Source organism: Acinetobacter sp. YH12064, assembly GCF_013419735.1.
Taxonomy (GTDB): Bacteria; Pseudomonadota; Gammaproteobacteria; order Pseudomonadales; family Moraxellaceae; genus Acinetobacter; species Acinetobacter amyesii.
On sequence record NZ_VOZP01000006.1, the window covers coordinates 130484 to 147710 of the forward strand.

General features: G+C 39.8%; 15 protein-coding genes and 1 other RNA gene. 5 read left to right on the forward strand and 11 right to left on the reverse strand.

Features of this window, described 5'->3' with window-relative positions:
- Positions 1-23: 23 nt before the first annotated feature.
- Both nth and FTU13_RS07800 read right to left on the reverse strand, forming a co-directional pair.
- Complete coding sequence (gene nth, locus FTU13_RS07795; RefSeq protein WP_180079050.1) at positions 24-713, reverse strand: endonuclease III; 690 nt, start codon at positions 711-713, stop codon at positions 24-26.
- 2 nt (positions 714-715) lie between these two features.
- Entirely contained in the window at positions 716-1510 is a 795-nt protein-coding gene (locus FTU13_RS07800) for an RnfABCDGE type electron transport complex subunit B (protein WP_180126585.1), read from the reverse strand.
- A gap of 330 nt (positions 1511-1840) precedes the next feature.
- Between FTU13_RS07800 and gdhA the strand changes: the two genes are divergently transcribed.
- Entirely contained in the window at positions 1841-3187 is a 1347-nt protein-coding gene (gene gdhA / locus FTU13_RS07805) for an NADP-specific glutamate dehydrogenase (protein ID WP_227591817.1), read from the forward strand.
- 615 nt (positions 3188-3802) lie between these two features.
- Here the strand turns inward: gdhA and FTU13_RS07815 are convergent.
- The 3 genes from FTU13_RS07815 to rlmH form a co-directional block, all read right to left on the reverse strand.
- Entirely contained in the window at positions 3803-4579 is a 777-nt protein-coding gene (locus tag FTU13_RS07815) for a DUF4377 domain-containing protein (protein ID WP_180126583.1), read from the reverse strand.
- Positions 4580-4747: 168 nt separating this feature from the next.
- Positions 4748-5524 carry a dioxygenase gene (locus FTU13_RS07820; protein ID WP_180126581.1) on the reverse strand — a complete coding sequence of 259 codons (777 nt, stop codon included), beginning with the start codon at positions 5522-5524 and terminating at the stop codon, positions 4748-4750.
- 137 nt (positions 5525-5661) lie between these two features.
- Positions 5662-6144 carry a 23S rRNA (pseudouridine(1915)-N(3))-methyltransferase RlmH gene (rlmH, locus tag FTU13_RS07825; RefSeq protein WP_078189858.1) on the reverse strand — a complete coding sequence of 161 codons (483 nt, stop codon included), beginning with the start codon at positions 6142-6144 and terminating at the stop codon, positions 5662-5664.
- A gap of 152 nt (positions 6145-6296) precedes the next feature.
- On the opposite strand from rlmH, the gene FTU13_RS07830 reads away from it, so the two are divergent.
- The gene (locus FTU13_RS07830) at positions 6297-7259 is read left to right on the forward strand and encodes a M20/M25/M40 family metallo-hydrolase (RefSeq protein ID WP_180126579.1); all 963 of its coding nucleotides are present in this window, start codon (positions 6297-6299) and stop codon (positions 7257-7259) included.
- A 415-nt stretch (positions 7260-7674) separates the two neighbouring features.
- Here the strand turns inward: FTU13_RS07830 and lon are convergent, their stop codons facing one another.
- The 3 genes from lon to FTU13_RS07845 form a co-directional block, all read right to left on the reverse strand.
- On the reverse strand, positions 7675-10101 hold the full coding sequence (gene lon, locus FTU13_RS07835; protein WP_180107599.1) for an endopeptidase La: 2427 nt from the start codon (positions 10099-10101) through the stop codon (positions 7675-7677).
- Positions 10102-10248: 147 nt separating this feature from the next.
- Positions 10249-10836, reverse strand: coding sequence for a 5-formyltetrahydrofolate cyclo-ligase (locus FTU13_RS07840; protein WP_180126577.1), 588 nt, complete (start codon positions 10834-10836; stop codon positions 10249-10251).
- A gap of 137 nt (positions 10837-10973) precedes the next feature.
- Positions 10974-11501, reverse strand: coding sequence for an OmpA family protein (locus FTU13_RS07845; RefSeq protein WP_180035387.1), 528 nt, complete (start codon positions 11499-11501; stop codon positions 10974-10976).
- A 441-nt stretch (positions 11502-11942) separates the two neighbouring features.
- Between FTU13_RS07845 and FTU13_RS17640 the strand changes: the two genes are divergently transcribed.
- The 3 genes from FTU13_RS17640 to FTU13_RS07860 all read left to right on the forward strand — a co-directional run bounded on the left by FTU13_RS17640 (position 11943) and on the right by FTU13_RS07860 (position 15895).
- A complete protein-coding gene (locus FTU13_RS17640) occupies positions 11943-13883 on the forward strand; it encodes a type I secretion C-terminal target domain-containing protein (RefSeq protein WP_180126576.1) in 1941 nt (646 codons plus the stop codon).
- Positions 13884-14145: 262 nt separating this feature from the next.
- Positions 14146-15345 carry a YncE family protein gene (locus FTU13_RS07855; RefSeq protein WP_257226711.1) on the forward strand — a complete coding sequence of 400 codons (1200 nt, stop codon included), beginning with the start codon at positions 14146-14148 and terminating at the stop codon, positions 15343-15345.
- Between the two features lie 85 nt (positions 15346-15430).
- Positions 15431-15895 carry a hypothetical protein gene (locus FTU13_RS07860; protein ID WP_180126572.1) on the forward strand — a complete coding sequence of 155 codons (465 nt, stop codon included), beginning with the start codon at positions 15431-15433 and terminating at the stop codon, positions 15893-15895.
- Between the two features lie 153 nt (positions 15896-16048).
- Here FTU13_RS07860 and ssrS read toward each other — a convergent pair.
- The 3 genes from ssrS to FTU13_RS07875 all read right to left on the reverse strand — a co-directional run bounded on the left by ssrS (position 16049) and on the right by FTU13_RS07875 (position 17172).
- A non-coding RNA gene (ssrS, locus tag FTU13_RS07865) (6S RNA) lies at positions 16049-16231 on the reverse strand.
- Between the two features lie 99 nt (positions 16232-16330).
- Complete coding sequence (locus FTU13_RS07870) at positions 16331-16618, reverse strand: cell division protein ZapA (protein WP_180126570.1); 288 nt, start codon at positions 16616-16618, stop codon at positions 16331-16333.
- A 2-nt stretch (positions 16619-16620) separates the two neighbouring features.
- Complete coding sequence (locus tag FTU13_RS07875; protein WP_111885848.1) at positions 16621-17172, reverse strand: hypothetical protein; 552 nt, start codon at positions 17170-17172, stop codon at positions 16621-16623.
- Positions 17173-17227: the final 55 nt, after the last annotated feature.

A 17227-nucleotide genomic window follows, 5' to 3' on the forward strand; every position in this document is an offset into this window, starting at 1 on the left:
CATCTACCCCGAAATTGAAGAGATTAATCTTCAATTTGGGTGGTTTTAATCGGTCTTAATGCGCCAAAGTCAAAACGGTCAGGCCAATTACATACATCAGACACGATACATTCATTGCATTTGGGTTTGCGGGCAATACAGGTATAACGCCCATGCAGAATCAACCAATGATGTGAATCAACAATAAACTCTTTGGGGATGACTTTGACGAGTCGGTGTTCGACTTCCAAAACATTTTTGCCGACAGCCAATCCTGTACGATTACCTAAACGAAAAATATGCGTATCAACGGCCATGGTTGGTTGACCAAAAGCAGTATTCAGCACCACATTTGCAGTTTTACGACCGACACCGGGTAAGGCTTCCAAATCTGCACGATTATTCGGAACGATACTGTTATGCTTCTCAATGAGCATCTTGCAGGCTTTAATGACATTTTCCGCTTTTGAGTTATACAGGCCAATGGTCTTGATATATTCCTTCAGTCCGTCAACACCTAACGCATAAATAGCTTCAGGAGTATTTGCTACTGGAAAAAGCTTGTCTGTGGCTTTGTTGACACTGACATCTGTGGCCTGAGCAGATAGGGTAACAGCCACTAAAAGTTCAAATGGACTACTATAATTGAGTTCAGTTTTCGGGTTGGGGCGTTGCTCACGTAAGCGTTCAAAAAAAGTTTGAATTTGCTTCTTAGTCATATTTTTAACCGCCATAATTAACCCCCTTGCAGTTGTGTTAGTTGTAGCGTGAGCGTATGGAGTAATTCACGTTTTTTTGCATCGTCTCGAACACTCAGTTGTTTTTCTAATTTCTTAATTTGTGTACGAATTTTGGCAAGTTCAATCGTAGTTTTTGCATCGAGTTGAACGACTGGCGTAGCAGGTTTTTCCACGACTTCAATGACCGGTACCGAGTCTGTCTGGGTCGAAAATTGGGCAAAAAGTTCCGTATCAATTTCTGCGCGTACAATAGGGCCTTTACGATGAATTCGGCGCTTTTCCTCACGCTGAATATGTGCATAGTAGCGGCGACGTAAATCATTCTGTTCTGCGATTCGAACGGCTTCAGATGGCACTTGATCAAGCTCTTCGACAAGGTCGATACAATCCACTGGACAAGGTGGAATGCAGAGTTCGCAGCCCGTACATAAATCCGTCAAGACGGTATGCATCAATTTGCCTGAGCCAATAATGGCATCAACAGGGCAGGCACTAATACATTTGGTACAACCAATACATTCATCTTCACGAATCACAGCTTTAACCCGTTGCGGGCGTCCATCACTTTGGATTGGCCAAACGCTGGCTTCTGCTGTTAAGTGTGGACGATTTAATAACGCTGCTAGTGAATCTGCCACAGGTTGACCACCGGGTATACATTTATTGGCTTCTTCTCCTTCACTGATGGCTTTGGCATAGGGTAAGCAGCCGTCTCGGTGTCCACAAAGTCCACATTGAGTTTGTGGCAATAGGGCATCAATTTGTTGGATGAGGGAAATTTCAGAAGTCATGGGTAGTCGCGAGTACAAATGAAGGCAGAGAAAAACCAAAGAGGACGTTGAATTCTAGCATGTTTCAGTATGAATTGCTGTGCGCAAAAATGGGTCTATAGATGCATCATAAACGAGCAAAATAATTCATTAAAATATTCCTAAAAGTAATAATATTTATAACTAAAATATCTGAGTAATCAATTTAAATCGCTGTTCTTTAAAGAATTTAAAGATTTTTTAAAAAAACTATTGCTGATTAGTTACAAAAGATATTTAATATTTTGCGCCAAAATATATCTTTGATCAAAATTGTGATCAATTTTGATCCATACATCTGCTGAGGATTAAGTGTTGAAATATAACAGCCTTAACGACTTCCTAGACTACGTTAAAACACGTGATGAACATCAACCTGAATTTCTTCAAGCTGTTGAAGAAGTGATGACGAGCCTTTGGCCATTCATCGAAAAGAACCCACAATATGCTGACTACGGTTTGCTAGAACGTCTTGTTGAGCCTGAGCGTGCAATTCAGTTCCGTGTTTCATGGGTAGATGACAAAGGTCAAACTCAAGTTAACCGTGCTTTCCGTGTTCAATACAACTCAGCAATTGGTCCATTCAAAGGTGGTATGCGTTTCCACCCATCAGTGAACCTTTCAATTCTTAAATTCTTAGGTTTTGAACAAACTTTCAAAAATGCTTTAACTACACTTCCTATGGGTGGTGGTAAAGGTGGTTCAGATTTTGACCCTAAAGGTAAATCTGAAGGCGAAATCATGCGTTTCTGCCAAGCATTAATGATCGAATTATACCGTCATCTTGGTTCTAACACTGACATCCCTGCGGGTGACATCGGTGTAGGTGGCCGTGAAGTTGGCTACATGGCTGGTATGATGAAAAAATTAAGCAATGACACAGCATGTGTGTTCACTGGTAAAGGTTTAACTTTCGGTGGTTCACTTGCGCGTCCTGAAGCAACTGGTTACGGTACTGTGTATTTCGCTGAGGAAATGCTAAAAACTCGTGGCGATAGCTTTAAAGATAAAGTTGTAACGATTTCGGGTTCTGGTAACGTTGCACAATACGCTGCTGAAAAAGCAATGTACTTAGGTGCGAAAGTGGTTTCACTTTCTGACTCAGCTGGTACTGTATACGTGAAAGACGGTTTCACAACTGAACTTCTTGCTGAAGTAATGGAATTGAAAAACGTTAAGCGTGGCCGTATTTCTGAATTTGCATCTAAGCACGGTTTTGAATATTTAGAAGGTCAACGCCCTTGGTCAATCAAATGTGATATCGCACTGCCATGTGCAACTCAAAATGAATTAGATGAAGCTGATGCTGAAGCTCTTCTTGCTAATGGCGTAATCTGTGTTGCTGAAGGCGCAAACATGCCATCTACTTTGGCTGCAGTTGAGAAATTCGTTGAAGCGAAAATTCTTTATGCACCAGGTAAAGCTTCAAATGCAGGTGGTGTTGCAACTTCTGGTCTTGAAATGTCTCAAAACGCAATTCGTTTGGGTTGGACTTTCGAAGAAGTTGACGAGCGTCTACACGCGATCATGAAAGAAATTCACCGCAACTGCGTGAAATACGGTACTGAAGAAGATGGTACTGTGAACTATGTAAACGGTGCGAACATTGCAGGCTTCGTAAAAGTTGCTGACGCAATGCTTGCTCAAGGCGTTTACTAAGTTCTCCGTAAGTTGAACTGAAAACCGAGGCTCAAGCCTCGGTTTTTTTATGGCTTAATGGTGTGGAATATATTGGATTGTTAATTAGTGCTCATCAGGGTAAGTTGGATTTCGCTATCCATAACACTGAAGTGAAAATTTAAGGGTTGGTCGAGCAAACGTTTAATATGAAGCCCTAGCTGATGTAACTGTGTGCAGAACTTCAGAGTACTCCCTACATCTCCTATAAAACGCAAAGTATGCTTTTCTACATCATAATTGTGGCCAATGTAATTACAGCCACTAAGAATGTCATACTGCCATCGTTAATTTGAGAGTTATTTGGGCGGGTAAAGCCTTATTTTCTACGAGAACCCACGTCTTTTGAGTTAATTGTTTTGCTTCAAAATCGCGTCAATGGGTAATTCGCTGTATGCTTAAAAATATCTGTCTGTTGATTGCGATTCGTCAGGATGAATTCAGTAATTTGCAAGAAGGAGCTTTAGATTAACATCGCTAAAGCGTTGGCTGAACAGTACATCGTGATTTCAATACTATGCATATCCAATCAGCGTTTGCGGTTGTGTAGATATAAAAAAACCGAGGCGATGACCTCGGTTTTTTATCGGCTGTAACTTACAACGTACCTTTTACGGCTTCACGTTCGACTGACATATCAAAAATATAGGCATATTTTGATTGGTCAGCAGCAGGGTTTTTACGTTCAAAACGTTTTACGCGAATAATTTGGCGTTCTGCAGGAGTGTGCTTAAAGCCTTCAATTTGATCGTAAAATAAGGTCCAGTCTTTATCAACTTGTGTTTTTAGGCCTTTTTCATCGTACTTCACTTCACGTACTTGCAAACAAGTTTGTGGAGCAACGCCTGTACATTGTTTCGTTTCAGGGCTGACTTCAAGGAAAATCGTTTCGCCTTGTGAGTTATATTGGGTTTCAGGTGTTAATTTTCCAGTGAACACCAGTTTCTCACCTGTTGCAGAGATAATGGTTAACGTTGGATTTTGTGGATCTGTAGTATTTAAAACAAAAGGTGCTTTACGGTCAATAAAGAGTGAAGATGCAAGTCCTTCTTGTTTCATCGCATTATCAGGACACGCCATCATGGTAGATGCAATGTTGCCTGTTACAAGTGTATTGTGTTCCACTTTCCATTGGGTTGACATGCTGTTACAGCTGGTTGAAATACCCAAAGTGCCATTTTCTATAAAATTTAAAACTAAAGGTTTTGGTGCATTTTCAGTGGTGGTGCTCCATTGATATGAAGCTAAAGTTTTATCAGCATTTTGTTGTTGTAATACGCTCACGGCTAAATCTCCAGCTTTTTGGATATCGCTTGATTGACATGCTGCAAGGGCTAAAGGGAAGAGGGCGATCGCTAAATATTTTAATTTCATTACGCTAACTGTTCTAAGTGAATTTCAGCCTGTAGCATAACCCATTCATTTTAAAAAAATATGAATACATTCAGCTCAAATAAGTAGCAAAATGTATCCATAAATAATAATTTGTTAACTTATTAATATAAATTATGAATAAGTCAAACTATTTCGTTTTATTCACGTTTAATCAAAACGATAAATATCCATACCCAGTGAACCCATACTAAAGCTACTGTGAACAATAGAGAAGCGAGGGCCTGCACCCATCGCAAAGAAGATGGGTGCAAAATGTTCAATGGTCGGATGGTTACGTTGTACAAACGGGATATTTTGCCAATCGAGAACTGCATCAAAATCTTGATGAGTGAGCTTATTGACCACAAAATTACGGAATGTAGACGCCCATTCAGGCACGGCTGCTGCACGTCCATCCCAAGCCAATTCACGTAAGTTATGAGTAATACTGCCCGATCCAATCAACAGGATTTGCTTGTCACGTAAAGGTGCAAGCGTTTGTCCAATTTTATAGATCTCTTGCGCAGACATGGTCATCGGCAGTGATATTTCAATTACAGGAATGTCGGCATCAGGATACATATGCAATAACGGCATCCAAACGCCATGATCGCGTGGACGAGTGCTGTTGGCATGTGCCGATAATCCTGCATTGGCAAGCAAATGAAGGATTTCTTCTGCAAGCTCTGGGTTACCCGGTGCTGGATAACGAATATCATAAAGTTCCGCAGGGAAACCACGGAAGTCATGCCAAGTTTCAGGACGGGCACTGGTACTTACTTCTAGTGCGTTACTTTCCCAATGCGCGGACATGATAATAATAGCTTTAGGTTTGGGAAGATTCAGGCTTAAACGTTCCAACGCAGGACCGACTTGTTCAGGATTGATGGCAAGCATAGGTGAGCCATGGGAAATAAATAAACCTGGAAGTGTTTGTAAATTCATCGCGGTCGCCGTTGGTTGTTTAAAGGAATATGATGATCATGCACTAAATTATTCAGCGTAACAATTCGGATAATTTCAACGGTTTGTTTCATTGTTGCAACGCTGTAACTGCTATATATGCTGGATGTTAGTTCGGATTAACCCGCACGATGGTAAGGGTGATTATGGTTAATACTCATTGCACGGTATAGCTGTTCGATGAGCATGACACGAACCATAGGATGCGGCAAAGTCAGTTTAGACAAAGACCAATGCCATGCTGCTGCTTTACGTACTGCTTCAGAATGTCCATCTGGCCCACCAATAGCTAGAACCACATCATTGCCTTCAAGCATCCAACCTTTCATGGTTTCAGCTAGTTTTTCGGTACTGAACTCTCGACCACCGACTTCTAAGGCGATCAGCACTTCATTCGATTTCATGGCATTTAAAATGCTGTCACCTTCAATTTGACGGTATTTTAAAATGTCGGCTTCTGAGTCGTTCTTGCCACGTTTAGCCATAGGTAATTCAATGATTTGCGTTTGAACAAATGGCTGAATACGTTTGAAATAATCTTCAAAACCCGTCAGAACCCATGCTGGCATTTTTTGACCGATTGTCAGAATACGAATTTTCATACAGCGCCTGAAAGTATACAAAAGAGCATTATAACGGTTCGCTTGCGCTTTGTATGTTAAGACACAATTTGCAATTGAAATCGTGTTCTGCTTGCTGTTTAAATACGCAGCATAAACAGATTAGATCAAAGATGAAAATTGGAATAATAACAATGAAAAAAACATGGCAGGACGGTAAATTATTTTTGCTCAAGCAAGCAGCAATGCTTTCAATTTTTGCATTGTGTTCATTTGCGGCGTATGCCAACAATATTAGAACGGCTGAACCGGATAATTTAAAAGTCTATTTAGAGCAAATTATTGGTAATGAAGCTGAATATCGTAACTATAAGAATATTCAAGAGTTAAACCGGGTGTCTGCTTGGATTCGTGAGCAGATGCGTTTATTTGGTGTGAATTGTCGTTTTCAAACCTATACCGTAAATAGCCAACCATACCGTAATGTGGTTTGTCCCTTAAATGCAGGGCATAGCAACCGAGTGATCATTGGCGCGCACTATGATGTATTTGAGGAGCAGCATGGCGCTGATGATAATGCTTCTGGCGTTGCAGGTGTACTCGAAGCTGCTAGGATTCTTTCGGCTGAAAAAGCGCGTTTAAAACAAAATATTGAATTTGTATTTTATACCCTCGAAGAACCGCCATATTTTAGAACAGAGTCGATGGGCAGTTTTATCCATGCAAAATCGGTAGCAAAGGAAAAGGATAAAATTTCAGGTGTGTATATTCTGGAAATGATTGGTTATTTTGATCCCAAAGTCACCCAAGAATATCCTGTTGGGCTGAAATGGATTTATCCATCACATACGAATTTTATTGCATCGGTGGGGAATATTCAGTCTCGTGACTTAACCTCATCGTATTGTGCTGCGATGGAGTCATTGAAGCAGTTGCAATGTGAACGCTTGATTTCACCTTCATTTATTCAGGGTGTGGATTTTTCAGACCATATGAATTATTGGCAATTTGATATGCCGGCGATGATGATCACTGATACGGCATTTTATCGTAATAAGCACTATCACACTGAGCAAGATACCCTGGATAAATTAAACTTAGACAAAATGGCTCAAGTGATCGATGGTTTAGTAAAAACCATCTTAAATTTGAAATGAGTGTCTTTAAAAACATGACATAAAAAACGCAGCCCCGAAAGCCTGTGGACTGCGATAAAAGGTCATCTACCTGGAGATGTAGATGACCATCTTGTTCCAATGATCATCACGCTTTTAGACGTGATTGGAACCAATAAAGAAACATACAGCGCGTATATCTCTCTACTATATATGTGGGATAGAGGGCGATATTTCAAGTAATAGCATTCAAATTTTGTAAGACTTTCTTATTGGCTATTATTGATCTTGATGTCGAATTTGAAATAGTAATCCAATCAAAAGTTGTAGCTGTTTTCTTGAGTCTTATCATAGCGAAGGATTTGAATGAAATTTTTCGAATATTTAGTTGAAAGCATGAATAAAAAAAGCCCTGTTGAAACAGGGCTTTTTTTCATTTATTGCGAGTTGCTAGCGCTTAGTGACGAGCAGCTTTGCCACCTTCAGTTGCTTTGACAATCGGTGTCTTTGCAAGAGGTTTCGGCATATCAACCAAGGCTAGAGGTAAAATCTCATCAATTGATTTTACTGGTTTAATTTCTAGACCTTCTTTGACATTGTCTGGAATCTCAGCCAAGTCACGAACATTGTCTTGTGGGATAAAGACAAGCTTGATGCCACCACGGTGAGCAGCGAGAAGTTTTTCTTTTAAACCACCAATGCGCATTGCACGTCCACCAAGACTGGTTTCACCTGTCATCGCAATATCTGGACGAATCGCAATGCCTGTAAACGCTGAAACCAGAGCAGTGGTCAGGGCCAAACCAGCAGATGGACCATCTTTCGGTGTTGCGCCTTCTGGTAAATGCACATGCACATCTGTTTCTTCAAAGCGAATCGCTTCAATACCCAGTTCATCTGCACGGGTACGTACAACGGTCATCGCTGCTGTGATCGATTCTTTCATGACATCGCCAAGAGAACCGGTGGTAATGAACTTGCCTTTACCTTTAACTGCTGCAACTTCAATCGTCAGTAGTTCACCACCAACAGATGTCCATGCCAAGCCATTTACACGACCCACTTCAGCTTCTTCTTCGGCCATACCGAAGTCGAATTTGTGTGGACCTAAGTAGTCAGGAAGATTTTTCGAATTCACTTCAATTTGAAGATTTTTCGCTTTCTTGCTCACCGCTTCTTTCACGACTTTACGCGCAATTTTCGACACTTCACGCTCTAAGCTACGCACACCGGCTTCACGTGTATAACGTTGTACGATATCGCGAATGGCTTCTTCGTGAACGGTTAATTCTTTTGCGCGTAGACCATTATTCTTGATGGCTTTTGGAACAAGGTAACGTTCAGCAATATTCACTTTTTCATCTTCGGTGTAACCCGGTAGACGAATCACTTCCATACGGTCAAGCAAAGCTTCTGGAATATTCATGCTGTTTGCAGTACAGATGAACATCACTTCAGAAAGGTCTAGATCAAGATCTAAGTAGTGATCATTGAACTTGCTGTTTTGTGATGGATCTAAGACTTCAAGCAATGCTGAAGCAGGGTCGCCACGGTAGTCTTGCGCCATTTTGTCAATTTCATCGAGTAAGAACAGTGGGTTCTTTACGCCAACTTTTGTCAAAGACTGCACAATTTTACCTGGCATCGCACCAATATAAGTACGACGGTGACCACGGATTTCAGCTTCATCACGCACGCCGCCAAGCGCCATACGGACAAATTCACGGCCAGTTGCTTTGGCAACAGATTCACCGAGTGAAGTTTTACCTACACCTGGAGGACCAACTAAGCACAGGATTGGGCCACGAAGTTTTTTTACACGTGATTGAACAGCAAGGTATTCCACAATGCGGTCTTTCACGTCGTCTAAACCATAGTGATCGGCATCAAGAATATCTTGAGCTTTCGCAAGGTTAATGCTGACTTTGCTGGCTTTGTTCCAAGGCGTATCTAAAATAACTTCTAGATAGTTACGCACGACAGCAGCTTCGCTCGAAGCAGGTTGCATTGCTTTTAGCTTACGGAACTCATTTTCAGCTTTCTTGCGTACATGTTCAGGTAAATCGGCTTCAGCTAGACGTTTTTCAATTTCTGCAACGTCATCCTCACCACCGCCATTCATGTCAGAAAGTTCGCGTTGAATGACCTTCATTTTTTCATTTAAGAAGTATTCACGCTGATTCTTTTCCATTTGGCGTTTCACAGAATCATGTAAGGTTTGCTCAATTTGCTGCTCTTCTGACTGTTGTAATAAATACGTCATGAGCTCAGCTAAATGCGCTTCAAATTCATCATGCTCTAAGAATTTTTGCTTTACATCAATATTCAAAGGCACGCGTGTTGCTACGAAGAATAATAATTGTAGCAAATCATCAATTTTATTGGCTGCTGCAATCAATTCACGTGCGTTACGCAATTTTGCTTCTGCATATTGAGCAAATAAGGTGCGTAATTCTTCCACACGGTTATTCTGAGTTTCTGAGTCTACAGAAACCGTCATTGGGCTTAATGAATGCTCGGCAGTCAGGTAATTATCGGCATCGATAATTTTTTCTAACTTGGCACGATATAAGCCTTCAATCAGTACTTTTATACAGTTTTCATCATTCTCATGATTCACAACTTGCACAATCTTCGCGACAGTACCGTATTGATATAAATTGTCGTGATCAATTTCTTCTGTTAGCGAATCTTTTTGTGCAACTACGAATACAAGATTGTCACTGTCACGTGCGACATTGACTGCATTGATCGACTTTTCACGACCCACAAACAGTGCAATTTGCATGTGAGGATATACAACCACATCTCGTAGCGCTAAGAGCGGTAATACGCTCGGAATTGTAGTTTCCAAGCTTTCTTCATTCATAATAATCTCAGACATGGGCACTCCTAATGAGTGACAACGGTGTTGCCATGTTTTTTATAGTGATGTGTATTTTTTAAATTACAAGGGTCATGCCAATTAAAATGTGTAAAAAATGACTAAATATGTGATTTTTAAGTGTAACTCAGTGTCAAAAATATCAAATTAACGTTTGAAACTTAAAGTTTGAGATGGGCTAATAAATCCATCTAGCGGTTGATCCCATGCTTCTCGAACCAAAGAGTCTTGAATGAGTTGAAAATCATGGCCAAGTCCTAAACGGTATGGGGTAGAGTGGGCAGTCGCTAATGTTTTATCGTAGAAGCCACCCCCCATACCAATACGTGTGCCGTACTTGTCGCAAGCGAGTAAGGGCATGATTAAAAGGTCAAGGTGAGAAACATGCTTCCCGCGGCTTGCCATCGGTTCTTTCATACCGAGCGGGTGATGAGAAAAACGTTTATTAATGTATTGATGGCGTGAGATTTCAACCCAAACCAGTTGCTGATTCATGTTGCAAATCATGGGTAAATACACGTGTTTTTGATGCGCAAAACAGTAGTGGATGATCTTTTGAGTGTGAATTTCACCAAATGCATGTAAATAAACGCCTATATGCTGACTGCGCTTAAAATAACTGTGTCTGATTAAGCGCTGTAGGACTTGTTGTTCAGCTTGTCGTTGCTCCCATAGGTTTAGGCTACGACGCTGCTTACGGAGTTGTTTACGAAGGCTGGTGGTGCTCAAAGTCATGATTCATTTCAAAGTAGCACAAAATTCTCAAAGGCATTTTAACGCGTTCAAGCTTAAAAGTCCGAAGAAATAGATTTTATCTTTTTTATATAAAGCGTTCCTTAAAACACTAGTCGGCTTAAGGAACGCGGACTTATTTAAGGCTTTTTAATACCAAGAATTTGGACGTCAACACGACGATCTGCTTGTAAGCAAGCTTTTAAGGTATTTCGATCTTGAACATCAAAACAACTATTGGTTACAGGCTGAGTTTCACCTGCTGAAGCGAAACTTAATTTGTCAGCAGCAATCCCTTGGTTCATTAAGTAATTTTTGACAGTTAGTGCACGTTGCAATGCAAGTTGCTGATTATATTTTTCACTGCCTAAACGGTCGGTATGTCCGGTAAGCTTAATCATATCAATACGTGCATATTGGTTATTAAGTTTAGTTGCTAGTTCATTCAAACTTGATTTACCTGCAGGAAGTAAATCGGTTAATTTGCCACCATTAAATTTAAATAAAGAATCGGCAGCTAAGTTTATATTATCTAAAATCGGTTCAATTGGTTTTATCACATTTTTTAGAGCATTTTCTCTAATCGAGCAATTATTAATCGTAGTGCCATCATTATTTAATATAATGGTTTTTCCGTTATTATCAACTGTAAGAAATAAGTTATTCAAAAGTGACTTTTCGTTTACATAATAGCTAACTGAATAATTTTCACAATGATTTGTACAATTTTTCACCTTAAATTGGTATTCACCTTCTTTTAAATAAAAATCAGCAGAATTATTAATATAAAAATCACCGGCTTTAAAGTCTTCTATATAGAGCTTAGTTGCACATTTTTGGTTCTTAGCTTAATCATCTGCGCATAATTTTTCATCACGTTGAACATGTATTTTATATGCATCAATCATATTGTTTTGAAACAATAAATTATCTGGTTTTGCATATTTATTTACGCCAGGAAAAGTTGAACATGCGACAACTGAGCGTCCACAAGTTGAAGTGACTGTGACACCGAATGGTGACATCGTACAGACTTACCCTGATGACACCGATCCATACACAATTACGCCTGACCAAATTCGGTTAAAGATCCAAATGGCAAAGACATCGTGGTTGAGTTTGGTACACCTGAGACTCAACCAGACGGTTCAATCACGGTAACGGGTAAAGTGCCAAAGGACGTTGAAGGCAAAGTTATGGTTAATGTACCAGAAGGTTCATATGAAGACACTTCGGGTAACCTGGGTCTACCAGGTACAGGCAACGAAAACATCAATATGGTTCCGCCTGTAGCAGAAGTGACGATTACACCAGAAAATGGTGGAGGTTTAGACCTTGAGCCGGGTTCAATTGACTTAACGATTGGCAAAGATGGCTCACTGAAAGGTGTAACAGAAGACGTAGCACCAGGTACAGAAGTTGTTATCACCATTCAAGGTGTAGACAAAGATGGCGAAGTGGTGACAGAAGAAGTTAAAACCACAGTTAAGCCAGATGGTAGCTATGAAGCGAAACTTCCAGCCGATACCAAGATTGTTGAAGGTTCACCATTAGTTGGTGAAGCTGTAAGTACGGACCGCAATGGCAATGAAGTTAAAGGTCCAGATAAGCTTGATGGTGCGCCAACCTCTGAATCAAAATTACCAACTCTTGATTTTAGTTTGAATACATATACTGAATTAACAGAAAATGGTGATTTAATTACAGGTAATACCGGTGCTTATGGTGGAAAGTGGGAGACGACTGGGAACTTTAATACTCTTGGATATGCACCTAATGGTACTGGAGCATATATCGATCAGGATGGGTTAAGTAAATCAACTATTTCTCAAACTGTTACTAATTCTGCTGTCACTAAAGACAGTAAATTACTTCTAGATATGGCTTGGAATAATGGTTGGACAGAATCTTTAGGAAATGGGGTTACTGTTACAATAAGTTTTGCAGGAGTCGACTTATTGAAAATTGTTACGCCAGAAGCAGTAGATGGAAATCATATTGAATATGATTGGGAGACAGGAGCCTATAATATTCAGAATTCTTTCTATGCGAAAGTAACCACGTTAAATGGCGCATCATTTACGATTGATGGTCAAACTTATTCTGGTGATGATGCTTATGAATGGTTAACTTATGCTGTGGATTTGTCTAAAACTGATTATCGTGCAAATCCGGAAAAAATGTCTGAGCTCTGGAGTAATTTTGTAATTAACTTACCAAAGGATATTTTATTATCTACATCAAATGAATTAAAAGTTACAGTGGATGCAACGACAAGTAATGCTGCTGATGACTTTATCATTGGTACAATTAAGTTACTGAATTATATAGACGGAGATCGTTTGACTGCATCGGCAGCTTCATCGACTGCATTATTCTCTGAATTTAATTTACAAGATGCCGATAATGATTTAAATAAAGTGACTTTAGCATTAGCAAATACATCTGCAGGTGATAAGTTATATGTAAAAGATGGCTTATTAAGTGATATTTTTGATGTTGATACTACTAATGGAATGTTAACCATTACGATTAAAAATGGTCAGACTGCATCTATAGAAGACTGGAATAGTATTATATCTTCAGCTGGTTTTTATTCTAAGGCTGGTGATGCGAATACAATCACTGTCACAGCTTATGATGAAGCTCATGACACTGGAGTTTCTAAAACTGTCGATGTTAATGGTGGAATAACTGTACCAACACTATCAGTATTCAACCTTGCAGAGCAATCTGATGACCTGATTTTTGATCTACTTGAATATAGTACATCGGAAAGCAACGCATTGCGTAGTATTGATAATTTTGAAGTGGGGTCTAATCAAAAAATCGACATCTCATCTTTACTTTCTGACGATGCAACTGAAGCAAATCTTGCAGAGTTTGTAACGGTTGAATATGATGAAGTGAGTGAATCGGCTGTGGTTTCAATTGACCGTGATGGCACATCAGGTACGGAATATGAATCACAAGATCTCGTGATCTTGCTCAATCAAACGAGCAAAGTCGAACTAGATGACCTAATCAACAATAATCAAATTATTTACTAATAATTTGATGAACTAAAAAAGCACCTTCGGGTGCTTTTTTTATGCTTCCTAAAAAGTGAATGCAGATTGAAGACTTGGTTTTAATCAACAACTCATCGGAATTAAAACAAATACGCTATATCTACACATGTATATTGAATAAGCTTTCTTTGCGCTTAAAAAGCGACACTTATCTGATGACGTAGCTCAAAAGGTATGCATAAAAACAAATTAATGGACAATAAAAATGAAAAAGAATCTCTGGATCAGGACACTTCTTTGTATGACGGTTGCGGTGTCGCCACTTACTTTCGCAGCGACAACCACTGCACCCGTTCCACCCAATAGCCAGCAAGTCTTTTTTGTCGGCAATAACTGGGATGGTACGGTTACAGTCATCAATCCTTCAAAAAACTATCAAAAAGTTGGTGTCATCAATATGGTGCCCGACAAAAAAGAACGGCTCACTGAAATTTACCTTAACCCAGTAAAATTGATTGCCTATAGCTATATTCGTAATACAGCAGGAGAGGGAAATGATCAATTGGTCGATGACATGTATTCCACACCAGATGGCAAATCGGTAGTTGCATCACGCCCAAGTTATGCAGATGTAGTCTCGATTAACATAGCAACAGGAAAAATCAATTGGCGCACACCCGTTGAAGGATTTCGCGCAGACCATATGGCGGTTTCACCCGATGGGCAACAAGTTGCTGTTTCAGCATCTTCAGGGAATGTCGTACAAGTACTCGATATCAACACGGGCAAAGAACTAGGACGTTTTGCGACGGGCGATAAACCACATGAAAATATCTATTTTGCCAACGGTACTAAAATCTTAAATTCAGCCATTGGTAATGTTGAAACAGCCATGGATGCATCTTGGCAAGACTTTACCAAAGGCAAACGCTACATCACGATCGCAGATGCTCAAAGCTATAAAGTCCTCAAAAAAATCGATTTTAGACCTGCTTTAGATGCCGTAGGACGTAAAGACCTGTCTAACTCAGTTCGACCGATTGTATTTAGCAAAGATGAATCCAAAATCTATGCTCAGGTCTCATTTTTTAATGGTCTGGTCGAATATGATCTCAATCAAGACAAAGTCACGCGCATTGCACAGCTTCCGGGAAGTACAACTATTCCCTCTGATCGCACGAAATGGGTAAATGACTCACGTCATCATGGGCTTTCAATCAGTGGAGATGGTGAAAAACTATGTGTCGCAGGAACCATGGATGATTATGCCACCATCGTCGATCGTAAAACTTTGACCGCGGCGAAACTGATTGCTGCGGGCAAACCGTATTGGGCAACGCAAAGTCCAGATGGTAAACGCTGTGTCATTTCTGAAAGTGCCACAGATGCAGTAACCGTGATCGATTTTGCAACAGGTGAAAAAGTCATCACAGTTCCAGTTGGCAATCACCCACAGCGTGTTCGTTTAGGTTATGCACCAGCAGGATGGGGCAGTCAGTAAAACAGTTTAAATCAAAAGAAAATGGAAAAATCAGAGTCAAATCGGCTCTGAATTTTTTAATTGAAGAACATTTAGAGATTGAATCATGTATAAGAAATGGATTGTTATCGGGTTAGTGGTTGGCTTGATTTTATTGTTGATGATTCAGTTACTAAAACCAAAGCAGCAGGAGGTTCATGAACAGCTACCGTTAGATCAACAAAAAGTGTCTGAAACACGTTCAGAGCGAACTACAGAAAATGTATTGCAGCATTCAAGTTCTAATTCCAAACAATCAATACTCGACAGTGAAACGCACTCTGAGCTATTACAGCAACGTGAACAGGTATATCAACAATTTCAGCAAATAAACACGCTGATGAGTCAGGGACAGCAGCCGAATCAAAATCAAGTACTCGCTCTACTCGAGCAACAATATAACTTGGTTAAAAAAGGCGTCGTGAAATTGGATGAAGCCATTTCATCAATTCAATATTTACGACAAATACTTCCTGAAATGGACAGAGCTTTGGATAGACAACTAGCTAAACTGGAACAACTCAAAAAATGAATTAACTTGAATAAATACACTTTTAAACTAACCAAACTTAAATGAAATAATTAAGGGGGGAGAACAAAAGTAGAGTGGCGCGGAAATAGAATAGTAAATTAAAAAAATTTTTTAAATCAAATGCTTGTAATTTAAATCAGGATTTGGAAAATAAACACTCCGAAGATGCCGCTGCAAATGTCGTGACCCTGAACCCGATGAGTTCAAGGTGGACGCGACGTACACTCGCTGGGTTTCCCACTCGAGGAGGGCATACGCTCAGAATATACAGAACACATCCATAAGTTTAAGTATCGGCAGGGGATTAGACCTAGCTGGCGAACACCTCAGAGATGTGCTCAGTATAACGAATTCAGCGTTATTGGCAAATCACCAAACACTGACAAAGTGTTTAAAATGAAGCAATCGGGCAAAGTATAATCACTAAACCACCGATTAATCAGTCAATTCTTCAACTTGTTCCAAAATATTTTGCAACAAAAGTTCGCAGTTTGCATATTCTTGCAAACTCTTATTCATTGACAGGACTTCTTGCATTAATTCAAGTGCGACCATAATGATCAGCTTACTCGGTTCCATACGTGGTGCTTTACGGCGAAATTCATCGTATTTGTCATTCAGTAATTGTGCTGCGCGTTCTAAATCGGCTTGTTGGTTAGAAGTCGTTGCTAAACGGAAACTATGACCTAGAACTTTTAAATCAACTGCAATTTGTTCACTCATGATCAAACTTCCTCATTACTTTCAGTCGGATGTGCCAATTGTTGAATTTCTTGCGCATGTTGATCTTGAGCTGTACCTAAAATAGCTAAACGTTGAATAATCGCTTCAACTTTTGCTTTGGCATGTTCATTTTTTTGCAATAAACGTTCACGTTCTTGCTGCAAACCTTGAATTTCTTGTTGAGCATGACGCTGTTCATTTTGCATCTTTTCTTTAACGATACGTAGCTCATTACGTTCTGCCAAAATTTCTTGAAAACGATTTTTTAGATCAGTACAGCTTTTTTCAAGACGGCTATATCGGTCAGCCAAAGCAGTTGCATCAGTATTCAGCTGTTGAAGTTGAGCACGTGAATCAGTTAATTGCTCATTCAGCGCATCAATTTCTTCTTGTTTGGAGGTGATAATACCGTTCTTATGTACAATTTGAGCATGATGGTGCTCATCAGACGAGTTTTTCTCATCTTGTAGGGCATTATTTTCGCTTTCAAATTGCGCCAGTCGCTTTTTTAAAACGCTAATATGCGCTTGGAGACGCTGTAATTCTTCTAACATAACGTAGTCGCACAGTCTTGCAAACAAAGGTAATATATACGAAGTATAGAGATTG

Bases quoted from the DNA above. Each gene is read 5' to 3' on its own strand.
- nth (WP_180079050.1), bottom strand. From the start codon at position 713: ATGGCGGTTAAAAATATGACTAAGAAGCAAATTCAAACTTTTTTTGAA.
- FTU13_RS07800 (WP_180126585.1), bottom strand. From the start codon at position 1,510: ATGACTTCTGAAATTTCCCTCATCCAACAAATTGATGCCCTATTGCCA.
- FTU13_RS07815 (WP_180126583.1), bottom strand. From the start codon at position 4,579: ATGAAATTAAAATATTTAGCGATCGCCCTCTTCCCTTTAGCCCTTGCA.
- FTU13_RS07820 (WP_180126581.1), bottom strand. From the start codon at position 5,524: ATGAATTTACAAACACTTCCAGGTTTATTTATTTCCCATGGCTCACCT.
- rlmH (WP_078189858.1), bottom strand. From the start codon at position 6,144: ATGAAAATTCGTATTCTGACAATCGGTCAAAAAATGCCAGCATGGGTT.
- FTU13_RS07830 (WP_180126579.1), top strand. From the start codon at position 6,297: ATGAAAAAAACATGGCAGGACGGTAAATTATTTTTGCTCAAGCAAGCA.
- lon (WP_180107599.1), bottom strand. From the start codon at position 10,101: ATGTCTGAGATTATTATGAATGAAGAAAGCTTGGAAACTACAATTCCG.
- FTU13_RS07840 (WP_180126577.1), bottom strand. From the start codon at position 10,836: ATGACTTTGAGCACCACCAGCCTTCGTAAACAACTCCGTAAGCAGCGT.
- FTU13_RS07855 (WP_257226711.1), top strand. From the start codon at position 14,146: ATGACGGTTGCGGTGTCGCCACTTACTTTCGCAGCGACAACCACTGCA.
- FTU13_RS07860 (WP_180126572.1), top strand. From the start codon at position 15,431: ATGTATAAGAAATGGATTGTTATCGGGTTAGTGGTTGGCTTGATTTTA.
- FTU13_RS07870 (WP_180126570.1), bottom strand. From the start codon at position 16,618: ATGAGTGAACAAATTGCAGTTGATTTAAAAGTTCTAGGTCATAGTTTC.
- FTU13_RS07875 (WP_111885848.1), bottom strand. From the start codon at position 17,172: ATGTTAGAAGAATTACAGCGTCTCCAAGCGCATATTAGCGTTTTAAAA.